Origin of the sequence: Paraburkholderia ribeironis, assembly GCF_900019265.1 — a bacterium.
GTDB lineage: Bacteria > Pseudomonadota > Gammaproteobacteria > Burkholderiales > Burkholderiaceae > Paraburkholderia > Paraburkholderia ribeironis.
Genome location: NZ_CYGX02000021.1, coordinates 35926 through 52569, shown reverse-complemented (window position 1 = coordinate 52569; position 16644 = coordinate 35926). Strand labels below are relative to the sequence as shown.

At 63.2% G+C, this 16644-nt stretch carries 15 protein-coding genes; all 15 read left to right on the top strand.

The window, feature by feature from the left end; translation table 11 throughout:
* Nucleotides 1–494: 494 nt before the first annotated feature.
* The 15 genes from leuC (at nt 495) to BN2475_RS10745 (ending at nt 16618) form a co-directional block, all read left to right on the top strand.
* Nucleotides 495–1904 (top strand): 3-isopropylmalate dehydratase large subunit, encoded by a 1410-nt coding sequence (gene leuC, locus BN2475_RS10815; RefSeq protein WP_094779528.1) that lies wholly within the window; start codon nt 495–497, stop codon nt 1902–1904.
* Nucleotides 1905–1909: 5 nt separating this feature from the next.
* Nucleotides 1910–2068, top strand: coding sequence for an entericidin A/B family lipoprotein (locus BN2475_RS10810; protein ID WP_094779527.1), 159 nt, complete (start codon nt 1910–1912; stop codon nt 2066–2068).
* Between the two features lie 86 nt (nt 2069–2154).
* Nucleotides 2155–2808: a 3-isopropylmalate dehydratase small subunit gene (gene leuD, locus BN2475_RS10805; RefSeq protein ID WP_094779526.1), complete on the top strand. Its 654-nt coding sequence runs from the start codon at nt 2155–2157 to the stop codon at nt 2806–2808.
* A 72-nt stretch (nt 2809–2880) separates the two neighbouring features.
* Nucleotides 2881–3948 (top strand): 3-isopropylmalate dehydrogenase, encoded by a 1068-nt coding sequence (gene leuB, locus BN2475_RS10800; protein ID WP_094779525.1) that lies wholly within the window; start codon nt 2881–2883, stop codon nt 3946–3948.
* A 357-nt stretch (nt 3949–4305) separates the two neighbouring features.
* Complete coding sequence (gene asd / locus BN2475_RS10795; RefSeq protein WP_094779524.1) at nt 4306–5427, top strand: aspartate-semialdehyde dehydrogenase; 1122 nt, start codon at nt 4306–4308, stop codon at nt 5425–5427.
* Between the two features lie 139 nt (nt 5428–5566).
* Nucleotides 5567–8026, top strand: a complete 2460-nt coding sequence (locus tag BN2475_RS10790; RefSeq protein WP_094779523.1) for a FimV C-terminal domain-containing protein — start codon at nt 5567–5569, stop codon at nt 8024–8026.
* Nucleotides 8023–8835, top strand: coding sequence for a tRNA pseudouridine(38-40) synthase TruA (gene truA, locus BN2475_RS10785; protein WP_094779522.1), 813 nt, complete (start codon nt 8023–8025; stop codon nt 8833–8835). Before BN2475_RS10790 ends, truA begins: the two co-directional genes overlap by 4 nt.
* Nucleotides 8832–9545 (top strand): phosphoribosylanthranilate isomerase, encoded by a 714-nt coding sequence (locus BN2475_RS10780; protein WP_094779521.1) that lies wholly within the window; start codon nt 8832–8834, stop codon nt 9543–9545. Before truA ends, BN2475_RS10780 begins: the two co-directional genes overlap by 4 nt.
* Before the next feature lie 60 nt (nt 9546–9605).
* The gene (trpB, locus tag BN2475_RS10775) at nt 9606–10799 is read left to right on the top strand and encodes a tryptophan synthase subunit beta (protein WP_094779520.1); all 1194 of its coding nucleotides are present in this window, start codon (nt 9606–9608) and stop codon (nt 10797–10799) included.
* Nucleotides 10800–10810: 11 nt separating this feature from the next.
* The gene (locus tag BN2475_RS10770) at nt 10811–11719 is read left to right on the top strand and encodes a DNA-methyltransferase (RefSeq protein ID WP_094779519.1); all 909 of its coding nucleotides are present in this window, start codon (nt 10811–10813) and stop codon (nt 11717–11719) included.
* 56 nt (nt 11720–11775) lie between these two features.
* Nucleotides 11776–12588, top strand: a complete 813-nt coding sequence (gene trpA, locus BN2475_RS10765) for a tryptophan synthase subunit alpha (protein ID WP_094779518.1) — start codon at nt 11776–11778, stop codon at nt 12586–12588.
* Nucleotides 12589–12667: 79 nt separating this feature from the next.
* Nucleotides 12668–13540, top strand: coding sequence for an acetyl-CoA carboxylase, carboxyltransferase subunit beta (gene accD / locus BN2475_RS10760; RefSeq protein ID WP_094779517.1), 873 nt, complete (start codon nt 12668–12670; stop codon nt 13538–13540).
* A gap of 333 nt (nt 13541–13873) precedes the next feature.
* Nucleotides 13874–15184, top strand: a complete 1311-nt coding sequence (gene folC / locus BN2475_RS10755; protein WP_094779516.1) for a bifunctional tetrahydrofolate synthase/dihydrofolate synthase — start codon at nt 13874–13876, stop codon at nt 15182–15184.
* Nucleotides 15185–15213: 29 nt separating this feature from the next.
* Nucleotides 15214–16116: an SPOR domain-containing protein gene (locus tag BN2475_RS10750; protein ID WP_094779515.1), complete on the top strand. Its 903-nt coding sequence runs from the start codon at nt 15214–15216 to the stop codon at nt 16114–16116.
* 7 nt (nt 16117–16123) lie between these two features.
* Entirely contained in the window at nt 16124–16618 is a 495-nt protein-coding gene (locus BN2475_RS10745) for a CvpA family protein (protein WP_094779514.1), read from the top strand.
* The last annotated feature ends 26 nt before the right edge of the window (nt 16619–16644 follow it).

The window sequence follows — 16644 nt, the reverse complement described above, 5'->3', positions numbered from 1 at the left end:
GGAACGAAATGATCGCCGATCCGGAACAGAAGATCGGCCGTCCGCGTCAGCTGTTCATCGGCGACACGCCGCGTGAAGCGAAGCCGCTCGCGCAACGTTGATCGGGTTTGACTCTGGCTGGTTCGTCGCGGTCGGTTTGCGGCGAACGAACTCAGGGTCCAACTGAGTGAAAAACGCCCCAACGGGTTCACCGTTGGGGCGTTTGCTTTTTGGTGCCTGGCATCGTGCGTTTCGAACAAGCTCCGCACCAGCACCATTGCACGGCTGCCCTCATGCCGCGCGCTGAGCATGCGAGCGCGCAATGGCGCATGCGGCGCATCCCGTCGCCCCGGCACCCGCGCACTTGCCGGGTAACGTCGATACAGGTATCGGCACTACCACCCAACTCCATGTTTTTTATCGGTTTTTTCGCTGATTGAAAGACCCACGGCGGGGCGCTGCGTGGCATAATCGACCGACACAGTCAGCCCGCAGTCATTACTACCCCGCATACCATGGCACAGACTCTCTACGACAAATTGTGGAACACGCACGTGGTCCACACGGAAGAAGACGGCACGACGATTCTCTATATCGACCGTCACCTGCTGCACGAAGTGACCAGCCCGCAGGCGTTCGAAGGCCTGAAGCTGGCTGAGCGTCCGGTGTGGCGCATCAGCGCGAACCTGGCGGTGTCGGACCACAACGTCCCGACCACGGATCGCAGCCATGGCATCGCCGATCCGGTCTCCAGACTGCAGGTCGACACGCTCGATTCGAACTGCGACGCCTACGGCATCACGCAGTTCAAGATGAACGACCTGCGTCAGGGCATCGTGCACATCATCGGGCCGGAGCAGGGCGCCACGCTGCCGGGCATGACGATCGTCTGCGGCGACTCGCACACGTCCACGCATGGCGCGTTCGGCGCGCTGGCGCATGGCATCGGCACGTCGGAAGTGGAGCATGTGCTGGCCACGCAAACGCTCTTGCAGAAGAAGAGCAAGAACATGCTGGTGAAGGTCGAAGGCCAGCTGCCGCGCGGCTGCACCGCGAAAGACATCGTGCTCGCGATCATCGGCAAGATCGGCACGGCGGGCGGCACCGGTTATGCGATCGAATTCGGCGGCTCGACGATCCGCTCGCTGTCCATGGAAGGCCGCATGACGGTCTGCAACATGGCGATCGAAGCAGGCGCGCGTGCCGGCATGGTCGCGGTCGACGACACCACCCTCGACTACCTGAAGGGTCGTCCGTTCTCGCCGACAGGCGTCGAGTGGGATCACGCGGTCGATTACTGGAAGCAGTTCAAGTCGGACGACGGCGCGCAATTCGATCGCGTGGTCGAACTGAACGCCGCGGAAATCGTGCCGCAAGTCACGTGGGGCACGTCGCCGGAAATGGTCACGGCCGTGGACGGCCGCGTGCCAGATCCGGAACGCGAAAAGGACCCGGTCAAGCGCGACGCGATGGAACGCGCGCTGAAGTACATGGCGCTCGAGCCGAATGCGCCGATCGAGTCGATCAAGCCGGATAAGATCTTCATCGGGTCGTGCACCAATGCGCGTATTGAAGACATTCGCGCCGCGGCTTATGTCGTGAAGAAGCTGGGCCGCCGCATCGCGCCGAGCATCCGTTTGGCGATGGTCGTACCGGGTTCGGGGCTCGTGAAGGCGCAGGCGGAACGCGAAGGCCTCGACAAGGTCTTTACCGAAGCCGGTTTCGAATGGCGCGAGCCGGGATGCTCGATGTGTCTCGCGATGAACGCCGATCGGCTGGATCCGGGCGAGCGCTGCGCGTCCACGTCGAATCGTAATTTTGAAGGTCGTCAGGGCGCGGGTGGCCGTACCCACCTCGTGAGCCCCGCGATGGCTGCGGCTGCGGCCATCGAAGGGCATTTCGTCGACATTCGCAAGCTTGGGTAAATCGAATGATGAAGAACATGAATCGCACCACTCTATTGCGCCGCTTGGCACTCGGTACGCTGGCCGGCCTATTGCTCGGTTTGGCCGGCTGCAACACCGTGCACGGATTCGGCCAGGACATGTCGCACCTTGGCAATTCGATCAGCAATCACGCCGAGAAATAAGCGGTTTTTGATTTTTGCCGGCGATGCGGCGAACGGCTTTCCGGCCGTCAGCCGCGTCGTCCGGTCTTGAAACAGGCGCAAGCGTCATGGATAAATTCATCGTACACACCGGCGTCGTGGCGCCGCTCGATCGCGAGAACGTCGACACGGACGCGATCATTCCGAAGCAATTCCTGAAGTCGATCAAGCGCACGGGTTTCGGCCCGAACGCGTTCGACGAATGGCGTTACCTCGACCACGGCGAACCGGGTCAGGACAACTCGAAGCGTCCGCTGAATCCGGACTTCGTGCTGAACCAGCCGCGTTATCAGGGTGCTTCGGTGCTGCTGGCGCGTAAAAATTTCGGCTGCGGCAGCTCGCGTGAGCACGCACCGTGGGCGTTGCAGCAATACGGGTTTCGTGCGCTGATCGCGCCGAGCTTCGCCGACATTTTTTACAACAACTGCTTCAAGAACGGCCTGCTGCCGATCGTGCTCACCGAACAGCAGGTCGATCATCTGTTCAACGAAACGTACGCGTTCAACGGCTTCAAGCTGACCGTCGACCTGGAAGCGCAAGTCGTGCGCACGGCCGACGGCGGTGTCGAATATCCGTTCGACGTTGCGGCGTTCCGCAAGTACTGCCTGCTGAACGGTTTCGACGACATCGGACTCACGCTGCGTCACGCGGACAAGATTCGCCAGTTCGAAGCAGAGCGCATCGCGAAGCAGCCGTGGCTGAATCATCGCCTCGTCCGTTGAACGCTTGAGGGCCTGCGGCCCGCTCGCTGAGTCAAGCTCAACCGTCTCGCAGAAAAACATCAAGGAATTCGCATGAAGATCGCAGTGTTGCCGGGCGACGGCATCGGTCCCGAAATCGTCAAGGAGGCCGTCAAGGTCCTGAACGTACTCGGCGAAAAGTTCGAACTCGAAGAAGCGCCGGTCGGCGGCGCGGGCTATGAAGCGAAGGGCCATCCGCTGCCCGATTCGACGCTGGCGCTGGCGAAGAAAGCCGACGCGATCCTGTTCGGTGCCGTCGGCGACTGGAAATACGACAAGCTCGAACGCGCGCTGCGCCCTGAGCAGGCGATTCTGGGCCTGCGCAAGCATCTGCAGTTGTTCGCGAACTTCCGTCCGGCGATCTGCTATCCGCAGCTCACCGGCGCGTCGTCGTTGAAGGAAGAGATCGTGTCGGGGCTCGACATCCTGATCGTGCGCGAACTGAACGGCGACATCTACTTCGGCGCGCCGCGCGGCCTGCGTGAAGCGCCGGACGGCCCGTTTGCCGGCGCGAAGGAAGGTTTCGACACGATGCGTTATTCGGAACCCGAAGTGCGCCGCATTGCGCACGTTGCGTTTCAGGCGGCGCAAAAGCGCGGCAAGAAGCTGACTTCGGTGGACAAGGCCAATGTGCTCGAAACGTCGCAGTTCTGGAAAGACGTGATGATCGACGTGTCGAAGGAGTACGCGGACGTCGAGCTCTCGCATATGTACGTCGACAATGCCGCGATGCAGCTGGTGAAGGCGCCGAAGTCCTTCGACGTGATCGTCACCGGCAACATGTTCGGCGACATCCTGTCCGACGAGGCGGCCATGCTGACGGGTTCGATCGGCATGCTGCCGTCGGCGTCGCTCGACAAGAACAACAAGGGGCTGTACGAGCCGTCGCACGGTTCCGCACCGGACATCGCCGGCAAGGGCGTGGCCAATCCGCTCGCCACCATCCTGTCGGCTGCGATGATGCTGCGCTATTCGCTGAACAAGGCTGAGCAGGCGGATCGTATTGAAAGCGCGGTGAAGAAGGTGCTCGAGCAGGGCTATCGCACGGGCGATATTCTCACGCCGGGCTGCAAGCAGGTCGGCACGGTCGCGATGGGCGACGCCGTCGTCGCAGCGCTGTAAGGCGAGCGACGCTGGCAAGCGGTAACCAGGCCGTCAACGGCCATTAAATCGCGAATCGGCCTCGAAACAGGCCGATTCGCGCGCAATGCGGGCGATAGCGGCGACAGACGTCGCCGGATTTCGGTTTTCGTGTATATTGTGGCGATGGCGCAGATCTCTCAAATCTCCTCGATTTCCAAACTACACGGCACAACGGCCCGTGTGGTTGAGTTCGCCATCATCACCAAAACACTCATTAAAGCGATTACCCCGAAAACGATCACGAAACGCTGATCGTCCGTCGTGCCCGCTCATCTTCCCCGCGCGGTCACTGCGGGCAAAGATGCGGGGAAGTTTCCATTCGAAGGGTATGAAGTCATGAACGTAGGTCTCGTAGGTTGGCGCGGCATGGTCGGCAGCGTCCTGATGCAGCGCATGCAGCAGGAAGGCGATTTCGACTTGATCGAACCGGTGTTTTTCAGCACCAGCAACGCGGGCGGCAACGCGCCGTCGTTCGCCAAGAACGAGACCAAGCTCAAAGATGCGACAAGCATCGAAGACCTGAAGAAGTGCGAAGCAATCATCTCGTGTCAGGGCGGTGACTACACGAACGAAGTATTCCCGAAGCTGCGCGCGGCGGGCTGGAACGGCTACTGGATCGACGCGGCTTCGTCGCTGCGCATGAAGGACGACGCGGTCATCATTCTCGATCCGGTCAACCTCGACGTGATCAAGAACGCGCTGGTCAAGGGCCAGAAGAATTTCATCGGCGGCAATTGCACGGTCAGCCTCATGCTGATGGCGCTCGGTGGCCTGTTCCGCGAAAACCTCGTCGACTGGATGACGGCCATGACGTATCAGGCCGCGTCGGGCGCGGGCGCGCAGAACATGCGCGAACTGCTGTCGCAGATGGGCACGCTGCATGGCGCGGTGAAGGACGAACTCGCGAATCCGGCTTCGGCGATTCTCGACATCGACCGCCGCGTGCTGAACGCGATGAACAGCGACAGCATGCCGACCGACAACTTCGGCGTGCCGCTCGCCGGCTCGCTGATCCCGTGGATCGACAAGGATCTTGGCAACGGCATGTCGAAGGAAGAGTGGAAGGGCGGCGCCGAAACCAACAAGATTCTCGGCAAGCCGGCCACGGGCACGCCGGGTTCGATTCCGGTCGACGGCTTGTGCGTGCGGATCGGCGCGATGCGCTGCCACTCGCAGGCGCTGACCATCAAGCTGAACAAGGACGTGCCGCTGGACGAGGTGAACAGCATCCTCGCGTCGGGCAACGACTGGGTCAAGGTCGTGCCGAACGAACGCGAAGCGTCGATGCGCGATCTGTCCCCGGCGGTGGTCACGGGCACGTTGACGGTGCCGGTCGGCCGGGTGCGCAAGCTCGCGATGGGCGGCGAATATCTGTCGGCCTTCACGGTTGGCGACCAGCTGCTGTGGGGCGCTGCCGAACCGCTGCGTCGCATGCTTCGCATTGTGCTCGACAAGTAAAGTAAACTACGCGCTCACGACGCGTAGAAAACTCAAGAAGCGTCGCGCTTGCGCGGCGCTTTTTTCATTGTGTGCTCCGATTATCTTGTCTCTTTACAACCGCAAAAAAGGGCCGCGCGCTGACGCGCCAGGAGTCCCGATGAACCTTCGACTCTCATCCCTTCGGGCCATGTTCAATCACCAGCATCATGGCCGGCTGACGGCCGCGGCCGCTTTGGCCTTTGCGCTGGCAGGCGCAGGCGTGGGCAGCGCGGTGGCCGCGCCCGGCAATGGCGCGAGCGCGCCGGATGCGGCCTCGGTCTCGTACACGGCCGGTAGTCAATATACGGTGCGGGCCGGGCAGTCGCTGAACGACGTGGCGATTGCCGTCACTCAGTCGCACGACCGGGTGACGCTTGCACGTGCGACCCGCGCGTTGTTCGATACGAACCCGAGCGCCTTCATGAACCATGACCCGAGCCGGGTGCGCGTGGGAGCGGTATTGATTGTGCCGGCGCTGGACGCGTCCGGCGGTCTGGCGGCTTCGTCGGCGGGTGTTGCAGCGTCCGTCCAGGCGGCGGTGCCTGCTTCCGCGCCGGATTCGGCAGCGGCGCCGGCCGCGTCGGCGGTGTCCGGGACGGCCAGCGTGGTGACTGACGCCAATCCGGCGGCGTCCAGTGGCGCAGCCGTGGGCGGCGCGGGTTCGTCGGCGCCGGTGGCGGGCTCGCAAACGGCGGCGTCGCCGACGAGCGGTGCGCAGGAATGGGTCGGATCGGTTCAACCATCGGCGAGCGAGGCCGCCGCCGAAGGCGCTCCGGCGTCGGCGGCTGTGACTGGGGCCGCACGATCGGCCTCGCAACCGCGTGCGCAGGTGTCCAGCCTGCAGCAATTGCTCGCGCTGAAAAACCGGGTGCTGATGGAGTTGCAGAAACACGGGATTGGCGGTTCGCCGGCGGCGAGCAGCACGGTATCGACAGGCGCACCGCAGCCGGCGGCGGCTGCGTCGTCAGTGGCGAAGGCCGTGTCTGGTCAAGGGGTGTCGGCGGTTTCCGCGTCGAATAACGGTGGCTTCTCACAAACGGAACTGAGCGCCGCGGCGGCGGTTGGTGCGGCGCTGGTCGTGCTGCTGGCGGCTTTGCGCATGCGCCGGCGTAAGCGCGAGAGTGTTGACGCTGAGAAGGCCGCGTCGGCGCAGGCGAACGAGTCACAAGACGTCGTTGCGGCATCAGAGCAGGCTTCCGTGCACGAAGTATCGGGTGCGGACGACGGCGAAGCAGCGCGGCAGGCAGCCGCGGTCGCTGCGGCGCAAAGTGTGGAGGCTGAACGTGCGGCCGCCGAGCGCGTGGCGGCGGAACAGGCAGCGGCAGAGCGTGCGGCAGTGGATCGCGCTGAAGCGGAGCGTGCGGCCGTGGATCGCGCAGAAGCAGAGCGTGCGGCAGCGGAACGCGCAGAAGCAGAACGTGCGGCAGCGGAACGCGCAGAAGCAGAACGTGCGGCGGCGGAACGCGCAAAGGCAGAAACTGCAGAAGTAGAGCGTGCCACGGCAGAACGCGCAGCGGCGGAGCGCGTAGAAGTGGAACACGCAGCACCAGCGCGGGCAGCAGCAGAACACGCAGCCGAAGATCACGCTAGGGCAGAACCCACAGCAGCCAACCCCATTGAGGACCGAGCCACAGCAGAACTCTCCCACGTCGCGCCCTTGGAACCGGCGCAACCGAACGCGAACATTCTCCCGCCCACCGGCAGCGATTTCCCGGTCGAAGCACTGCCGGCAACCCATCGGGAAAACCTGGAAGGCGCGACCACGGCCGCGAGCCTTGCCGCCGCCGCGGAACTCGGCGCTGAAGCCTTGCCGCTTAAGCCGCTCGAGCCGGTCGATGAAACCTCGCAGCAAGATGAAACCGATCACCGTCTGCAATCGCCTGACGAACCCGCGCGAGTGGAGTCGGCAGCAGCGCTGGAAGCATCGGCCGAACTGCCACAGAACCATCCGAATGCACCACAGCCTGTGATCGATTTTCCGCAACAACACGTCGAACCGCACACGACATTGCCGTTCGGTCAGCCGCACGACGACATACCGACGCATCCGCTCTCCGGAGCGCCGGCGCAGCCGGTCGCGCCGACTGAATTCCCGCGCGACGCCGTCGATGCGTTCGGCAGCCTCGACATGCCGCTGCCGCCGCGCATCGAGTCCGCCGCCGACAGCGTGCGGCCTCCCGCATCGTTGACGACGCAGCCGGTTGCCTCGCCGGAAACGACCGCGCAGAAAGCCTTCGCGGCGCACGGAATCGAGGAACCCCCGCATATCGCCGACGAAATCGCCGCCGGCACGGCCGGCCACGCGGCCGTCGCAGGCCTCGGCGCGGCCGGCTTCGGTGCGCTGAAGCTCGACTTCGACCTCGAGTTGCCGCCGAGCCCGGCTCAGCCTTTGCCGGCATTCACGCAGACCGATCTCATTCGCATCGCCCGCAACAAACTCGATCTGGCTTCCGAATACATCGAACTGGGAGATCTGTCCGGCGCGCGCACGCTCATCAACGAAGTGATCGAGGCGAACGATCCGGCCACGCGCAACGAGGCCCGCGCGTTGCTTTCGACCCTCGCGCCGCTGTCGTGAGGCGGATTGCACTAGGCGTCCAGTACGACGGCGCGCCATTTTGCGGTTGGCAGGCGCAACCGCACGGCAATACCGTGCAGAACGAACTCGAACGGGCGCTGCGTGAATTCGCGCGCACGCCGCTGCACACCGTGGTGGCGGGCCGCACGGATACGGGTGTGCATGGACTCGGGCAAGTCGTGCATTTCGACACCGAACTCGAGCGAGCGGACATTTCCTGGGTGCGCGGCACCAATTCGTTCCTGCCGAAAACAATCGCCGTGCAATGGGCCAAGCCGATGCCCGACGACTTTCATGCGCGCTTTTCGGCGTTCGAGCGCACCTATTACTACGTCCTCTACATCAGCGCCGAGCGTTCGCCGATGATGAGGACACAGGCCGGCTGGGTGCACACGCCGCTCGACATCACCGCGATGCGGGCCGCCGCAGCGCATCTGATCGGCGAGCACGATTTCTCGGCGTTCCGCTCGTCGCAATGTCAGTCGAAGACGCCGATCAAGCATCTGTATCAGATCGACGTTCAACAGCAGGGTAACTTCGTCCATTTCCGCTTCCGGGCGAACGCGTTCCTGCATAACATGGTGCGCAATATGATGGGCTGCCTGGTCTCCATCGGCAGCGGCCGTCGCCCGGCCGAGTGGATGATCGATGTGCTCGCGAGCCGCAACCGTGACTGCGCCGCGCCGACCTTTATGCCGGACGGCTTGTATCTGGCGCAAGTGGGCTATCCTGAGCAATTCGCCGTGCCCGCGCCGCAGACGGGCGCCGTCCCATGGAGCACCTTATGGACCGAGCAACCGGAAACATGAAAGCAAGCGAAAATCTGCCGAGCCCCGCCGATGCCGCTGCGCAGCAGCAGCGCGTGCCGCATCGCACGCGTATCAAACTGTGCGGGCTGTCGAAACCGGAAGACGTCGCCCATGCAATCGAGCTCGGCGCCGACGCGATTGGCCTCGTGTTCTATCCGCCGAGCCCGCGCTCGGTGAGCGTTGCGCAAGCGGTCGAATTAGTGCATGACTTGCCGCCGTTCGTATCGGCGGTTGGCCTGTTCGTCAATGCGACGCAGGACTGGGTCCGCGAAGTCGTGAGCAGTGTCGGGCTCACGCTGCTGCAGTTTCACGGCGACGAAACCGCGGAGCAGTGCGAATCGCTCGCCGGCGTTGCGGGTTTGCCTTGGTTGCGCGCGTTGCGCGTTGCCGCGGATACTGAGCCGGCCGATTTGGTAGAATCAGCTCTCAACTATTCAGCAGCCAGTGGTCTTCTGTTCGACACGCATGTCGAAGGCTATGGCGGCGGCGGAAAGGCTTTCGATTGGTCACTTATTCCAGCAGAGCTCGCGCGTCGGGCCGTTTTGAGTGGTGGGTTGAACGCGCAAAACGTCAGTGATGCGATCCATCGCGTGCGCCCGTACGCGGTCGATGTCTCGAGCGGCATCGAAGTAGCGGGCGCCAAGGGCGTGAAAGATCATGCCCGGATGGCGGCGTTCGTACGCGCGGTACGCGCAGCGGATGCCGAATGAATTAAGGCCAGCGGCTTTTTCATGCGAAAGCCGCTAGCCATACTGCGAAGAGTGATCACTATGTATAACCTGCCTGACGAAAGGGGCCATTTCGGCCAATTTGGCGGCGTGTTCGTCGCTGAAACGCTGGTCCACGCACTCGACGAGTTGCGTGAAGCATACGAGAAATATCAGAAAGATCCGGACTTCGTCGCCGAATACGAGCGCGAGTTGAAGCACTTCGTCGGTCGTCCATCGCCGATTTATCATGCCCAGCGCTGGAGCGACATGCTCGGCGGCGCGCAGGTTTTCTTCAAACGCGAGGACCTGAATCATACTGGCGCCCACAAGGTCAACAACGTGATCGGCCAGGCGTTGCTCGCGAAGCGCATGGGCAAACCGCGCGTGATCGCAGAAACCGGCGCGGGTCAGCACGGCGTGGCCACGGCGACCATTGCGGCGCGTTTCGGGATGGAATGCGTCGTCTACATGGGTGCCGAAGATGTGCGCCGCCAGGCGGCCAACGTGTATCGCATGAAGCTGCTCGGCGCGACTGTTGTGCCGGTCGAGTCTGGCTCACGCACGCTGAAGGATGCGCTGAACGAGGCCATGCGGGATTGGGTCACCAATGTCGAAAATACGTTCTATATCATCGGCACGGTCGCCGGACCGCATCCGTATCCGATGATGGTGCGCGACTTCCAGCGGGTGATCGGCGACGAATGCAAAGTGCAGATGCCGGAAATGGTGGGTCGCCAGCCGGATGCCGTGATTGCGTGCGTGGGCGGCGGTTCGAACGCGATGGGGATCTTTTACCCGTACATTGACGACAGTTCGGTGCAGTTGATCGGCGTCGAAGCAGCCGGTGATGGCATCGAAACCGGCCGTCATGCGGCTTCGCTGATCGGCGGAAGCCCTGGTGTTCTGCATGGCAACCGCACGTATCTGTTGCAGGACGAAAATGGCCAGATCATCGAGACCCACTCGGTGTCGGCGGGCCTGGATTATCCGGGCGTCGGACCTGAGCACGCGTGGCTAAAAGAAAGCAATCGGGCGCAATATGTCGGCATCACCGACGAAGAAGCACTGAAGGCGTTCCACGATTGCTGCCGCATCGAAGGCATCATTCCGGCTCTGGAGTCCAGCCATGCGCTGGCCTATGCCGCGAAGCTCGCGCCGACGTTGGCCAGGGACAAGATCCTGCTGGTCAATCTGTCGGGCCGCGGCGACAAGGACATGCACACGGTCGCTGAGCGATCGGGCATCAAGTTCTGAGCGCCGCGACGATGCGCGACGAGTTCGACGAGCCGCAACCGGCGATTGAAACTCCGAATCCGGCCGCCGAGGTAGCGACGGCCGCGGCACTTGCACCATTACTGGCGCAGGTGCCGGCCGGCATCCAGCTGTTGAACCGCGATTTTCTGACCGATGTAGCGAACATTCCTGACGCGTCGATCGACCTGATCCTGTGCGATCCCCCGTACGGGCTCGGCAAGGATTATGGCAACGACTCCGACATGCGCGCAGGCGAGGAATTTCTCGTCTGGACGCGTGGCTGGCTCGAGCAGGCAATTCCGAAGCTCAAGCCGTCCGGTTCGCTCTACATATTCTGCACATGGCAGTACGCGCCGGAAATCTTCAGCTTCCTGAAGACAAAGCTCACGATGATCAATGAAATCATCTGGGACCGGCGTGTGCCCAGCATGGGCGGCACGGTGCGCCGATTCACCTCGGTGCACGACAACATCGGCTTTTTCGCGGTGTCGAAGGATTACTACTTCGATCTCGATCCCGTCCGTATCCCGTACGATGCAGTGACGAAGAAGGCGCGTTCGCGTAAGTTGTTCGAGGGCAGCAAGTGGTTGGAGCTTGGCTATAATCCGAAGGATGTCTGGTCGGTGTCGCGGCTGCATCGGCAGCACGCCGAGCGCGTCGCGCACCCGACTCAGAAACCGCTGGAAATCGTCGAGCGGATGGTGCTGGCCAGTTGTCCGAAAGGCGGCCGCGTGCTCGACCCGTTCATGGGCAGCGGCACGACCGCTGTCGCTTGCGCGCGTCAGCAGCGCGAATTCGTCGGCTATGAAATCAATGAAAGTTACTGCGCGATTGCGCGCGAGCGCGTCAGCGCCGCTGCCGCTTCGCCTGTGTCTCGTCGGGCCAAAACCAAGGCCCAACGCCAGGCCGAGGTGCAATAAGCAAAGTGCAATGAGCGAAGTCCGATCGGCGCAGTAGCCCAATCCGAGAATATTCCATGTCCCGTATCAAGAACACGTTTGCCGCCCTGTCCGCCCAAGGTAAGAAAGGCCTGATTCCGTTCATGACGGCTGGCGATCCGGACCCCGCCCGCACGGTCGAATTTATGCACGCGCTCGCCGCCGGCGGCGCGGATGTGATCGAACTCGGCGTGCCGTTTTCAGACCCGATGGCCGACGGGCCGGTGATCCAGCAATCGTCCGAGCGCGCGTTGGCGCAGGGTGTGTCGCTTCGTCATGTGCTCGCCGATGTCAAACGCTTCCGCGAAACCGACGACAAAACGCCGGTGGTGCTGATGGGCTATGCCAATCCGATCGAACGGATGGGTACTGAAGCTTTCGCGAAGGCCGCGCGGGAAGCCGGAGTCGACGGTGTGCTGGTTGTCGATTACCCGCCGGAAGAGTGTGCTAACTTCGCGCAACAGATGCGATCCGCCGGCATTGATCCGATTTTTCTGCTCGCACCCACGTCCACCGACGAGCGTATTGCGGAAGTCGGCAAGATTGCCAGCGGCTACGTCTACTATGTCTCGTTGAAAGGGGTGACTGGCGCGGCAAATCTGGACGTTTCCAGCATCGCGAGTAAAATCCCGGCCATCAAGTCGCGCGTACTCCTGCCGGTAGGCGTCGGTTTCGGTATCCGCGACGCGCAAACCGCGCGTGCGGTGGCCGAGGTGTCCGACGCCGTCGTAATCGGTAGCCGTATCGTCCAATTGCTCGAACAGGCAGCGCCTGATACCGCTGCCGAAACGCTCACGCGTTTCGTCGCTGAAGTCCGCGAGGCGCTCGATAGCATCGCGACTGCCCGATAACAGTTATTTTTGTCGCTGTAGTGCGAACGGCGGGCTTGGCCCGCCGTTCGCACAACTGTAGACCCCAGAAGGATTCAATATGAGCTGGCTCGATAAGCTGCTGCCGCCGAAAATCAAACAAACCGACCCGAAGAGCCGCAAGGGGATTCCGGAAGGCCTGTGGATCAAGTGTCCGTCGTGCGAAGCCGTGCTGTACCGCAACGACGTCGAGGCCAATCTGCATGTTTGCCCGAAGTGCGACCACCATATGCGCATCGGCGCGCGTGAGCGGCTCGACGGCCTGCTCGACCCGGAAGGCCGTTATGAAATCGGTCAGGAAATCGTGCCGGTCGACGCGCTTAAGTTCAAGGACAGCCGTAAGTATCCGGATCGCCTGAAGGAGGCGATGGACGACACCGACGAAACCGACGCAATGGTCGTGATGGGCGGCGCAATCCACACGCTGCCGGTGGTGGTCGCCTGTTTCGAGTTCTCGTTCATGGGCGGCTCGATGGGTTCGGTGGTCGGCGAGCGCTTCGCACGCGGCGCACAGAACGCACTCGAACAGAAAGTGCCGTTTATCTGCGTCACCGCTTCGGGCGGCGCACGCATGCAGGAAAGCCTGTTGTCGCTGATGCAAATGGCGAAAACCACAGCCATGCTGACCAAGCTTGCCGAAGCCAAGCTGCCGTTCATCTCCGTGCTGACGGATCCGACCATGGGTGGCGTGTCCGCGAGTTTTGCGTTTCTCGGCGACGTGGTGATCGCCGAGCCGAAGGCGCTGATCGGCTTTGCCGGCCCGCGCGTGATCGAACAAACCGTGCGCGAGAAGTTGCCGGAAGGCTTCCAGCGCGCCGAATTCCTGCTGACGAAGGGCGCGATCGACATGATCGTCGACCGTCGCAAGCTGCGCGAGGAACTCGCTCAATTGATGGCGCTGCTGAGCCATCAGCCGGCGGACGCGGTCGCGTAAGCGTCGGCAGGAAAGTCGTTGCCGCCGTGCCGTCGCGTAAAAGCGCGCGGCGACGGTCAGGCTAGCAGTCAAAAACAGGCAGTCGAAAAATAGCGCGCCGCTTGAGTCATCAAGCGGCGCGCTGTCATTTCCGCGATAATCACGTTCTCGCAACGCAGCGGCGGTTGCCCGAGCTGCTCCGCGCGGCTTTCTGCGCATAAAGTGCCCGGCGCGCTACGCTCTGACAGCCGCAGCCGCAGCCGCAGCCGCAGCCGCAGCCGCAGCCGCAGCCGCAGCCGCCCGGCGCGTGCATATTCGTCACACTGCCTAACCGATTCACTCGCGATTCACTCGATGACCACATTCCCCACCCTCGACGCGTGGCTCACGCACCTTGAATCCGCGCATCCGGTCGGCATCGACATGGGACTCGGGCGCATCTCCCAGGTACGCGACGCAATGCAACTGCCGTTTGCCTGCCCGGTGATTACGGTCGGCGGCACGAACGGCAAGGGCTCGACGTGTGCGATCCTCGAATCCATTCTGTTGCGCGCCGGGTTCACGGTGGGCTGCCACACGTCGCCGCACCTGCTGTCGTTCAACGAGCGCGCGAGGATCAACGGCGAAATGGCCAGTGACGCCGATCTGCTGTCGCACTTCGAAGTGGTCGAAGCCGCGCGGCTGAGCCTCGCCGAACCGGTCTCGCTGACTTACTTCGAATTCACGACGCTGGCGATCATGAGCCTGTTCGCGTCGCGTGGACTGGACGCGGTGATTTTCGAAGTGGGCCTGGGCGGCCGCCTCGACGCGGTCAACATCCTCGATACCGACTGCGCGATCATCACCAGCATCGATATCGATCACACGCATTATCTCGGCGACACGCGCGAGAAGATTGCCTTTGAAAAAGCCGGCATTTTCCGCCCGGGCAAGCCAGCGATCTGCGCGGACCCGGTGCCGCCGCAATCGTTGATCGAGCACGCGGAGAAGATCGGCGCCGAATTGTGGCTATTCGGCCGCGATTTCCGCTATGAAGGCCAGGCGGGCAGCGAGCGCCAGCAATGGAGTTACGTCGGTCCGACCATGCGGCGTTCGGCGCTCGCGTATCCCGCGTTGCGTGGGGCGAATCAGTTGATCAACACGTCGGCGGCGTTGGCCGCACTTGAAGCGCTGCGCGACCGGTTGCCGGTCTCGGCACAGGACATCCGGCTCGGTCTCGCCAACGTCGAGCTGCCGGGGCGTTTCCAGGTGCTGCCCGGCAAGCCGGCCATCGTGCTGGATGTCGGTCATAATCCGCATGCAGCCGCGGTGCTGACGCAAAACCTCGGCAACATGGGCTTTTTTCCCTACACCTACGCGGTGTTCGGTGCGATGCGCGACAAGGACATTGCCGGTCTTCTGACGCACCTGAAAGGCGAGATCGATCATTGGTGCGTGACCGATTTGCCGACCCCGCGGGCGGCGTCGGCGCAAGAACTTGAAACGGCATTGCGCGAGCAGGGCGTGATCGACAGTGCCGACAGCAGCGTGACGCGCTACGCGACGCCTGCAGAGGCTTTCCAAGACGCGCTAAAACGAGCGTCAGAGAATGATAGAATCGTCGTTTTCGGCAGCTTCTACACGGTAGCCGGCGTCATGGCCTACCGCAAATCGCAGCAACACTGAACGGGCGCCAGGCTCGAACCAAGCGATTCATGGGAATTTTCTCGTTCGGCAAGAAAGACGACGCGCCCACCCGGCGTGGCGCAAACACCAGTTCCAATCGAGCTGCCAGTGGCGAGCGCGTGGAGCGGCGGAGCCGCCGCACAGAGCGCACCGTCGATGCCGATGCGATGCTGCTCGACCCCACGCTGCCGGAAAAGCAGCGTGCGCGGCGCCGGCTGGTCGGCGCCATCGCGTTGGTCGTGGCGGCCGTGATCATCCTGCCGATGGTGTTGGACTCGCATCCCAAGCCCGTCACCGACGACATCTCCATCGACATTCCGAACCGTCCCGCGCCGCGGGTCGTCGCCAGGACCCACGAAGACACGCAGGCCGGCGTCGCGCCCGATAACCCGACGCCCGACGCAGGTCTCGCCGCTTCGGGCCTTGCGCCGGCAACGGCAGCCAAAGCCAGCGAGCCCGGCGCGACCAGGCAGACCACCGACAGCAACGCTGCGCCCGCTGCCAAGCCGGCGGCGAAGCCGCAAGCGCCGGCTGTCGCCAACACCGCACCCGCAGCGCCCACAACCCCTGCCAAGTCGGCCCGAACGCAGCCCACGCGCAGCGCCGAGAGCGCGCCGGCCCCAGGCGAGAGCGACACCAGTACCGCCGCCAGCGCGGACGCGAATTCCGGCACGCCAGCATCGCCGCCGGGCAGCCGTTTCGCGGTTCAGCTCGGCGCGTTCGCCAACGATGCCAACGCGCGTAACTGGGCAACCAAGTTGAAAGCGGCGGGCGTGCCCGCATATACCGAACATCGCAAGCAGGCAGACGGCTCGACGCTTACGCTGTTGCGCGCCGGCCCGTTCGCCGACCGTGCCGCGGCCAGCGCCGCAATCGCGAAGGTTCGCGAGGCCGGCTTGACGTCGGGCGCGCACAACGGCGCCGCACAGTAAGCGAGCGATGTTCACTGCCTTCGACTACGCTGTAATGGCGGTGATCGGTCTGTCGGCGTTGCGCGGCACGTGGCGTGGCTTTCTGTCGGAGATATTCGGGCTGATCGGCTGGATTGCGGCGTTTTTCATTGCCTGCGAATTTGTCGGTTACGTCGTGCCATATATCCCGTCCCATTGGCCGGGCGGAGCGTTGACCCAGTGGCTGCTGGCGTTCGCGCTGGTGGTGATCGGCGTGGTGCTGGTGGCGAGCGTGGTGAGTGCGCTGCTGAGCCGCATCGTGCAGGCAACCGGCCTGGGCGGCGTGGACCGCTCGCTTGGTTTGATGTTCGGCCTCGTCCGCGGGGTCATTCTGGTGCTGGTTCTGGTCGCCCTCGCAGGCTTGACCGAACTGCCCCAACAGGAATTCTGGCGCAACGCCTTGCTTCTGCCCTATGCGGTCGAGGGCGTGCACGTAATGAAACCGCTGCTTCCCGAGACGCTCGCTGCCTACGTCCACGTATGACGATCAGGCGAGCGGTCAGAGGAACC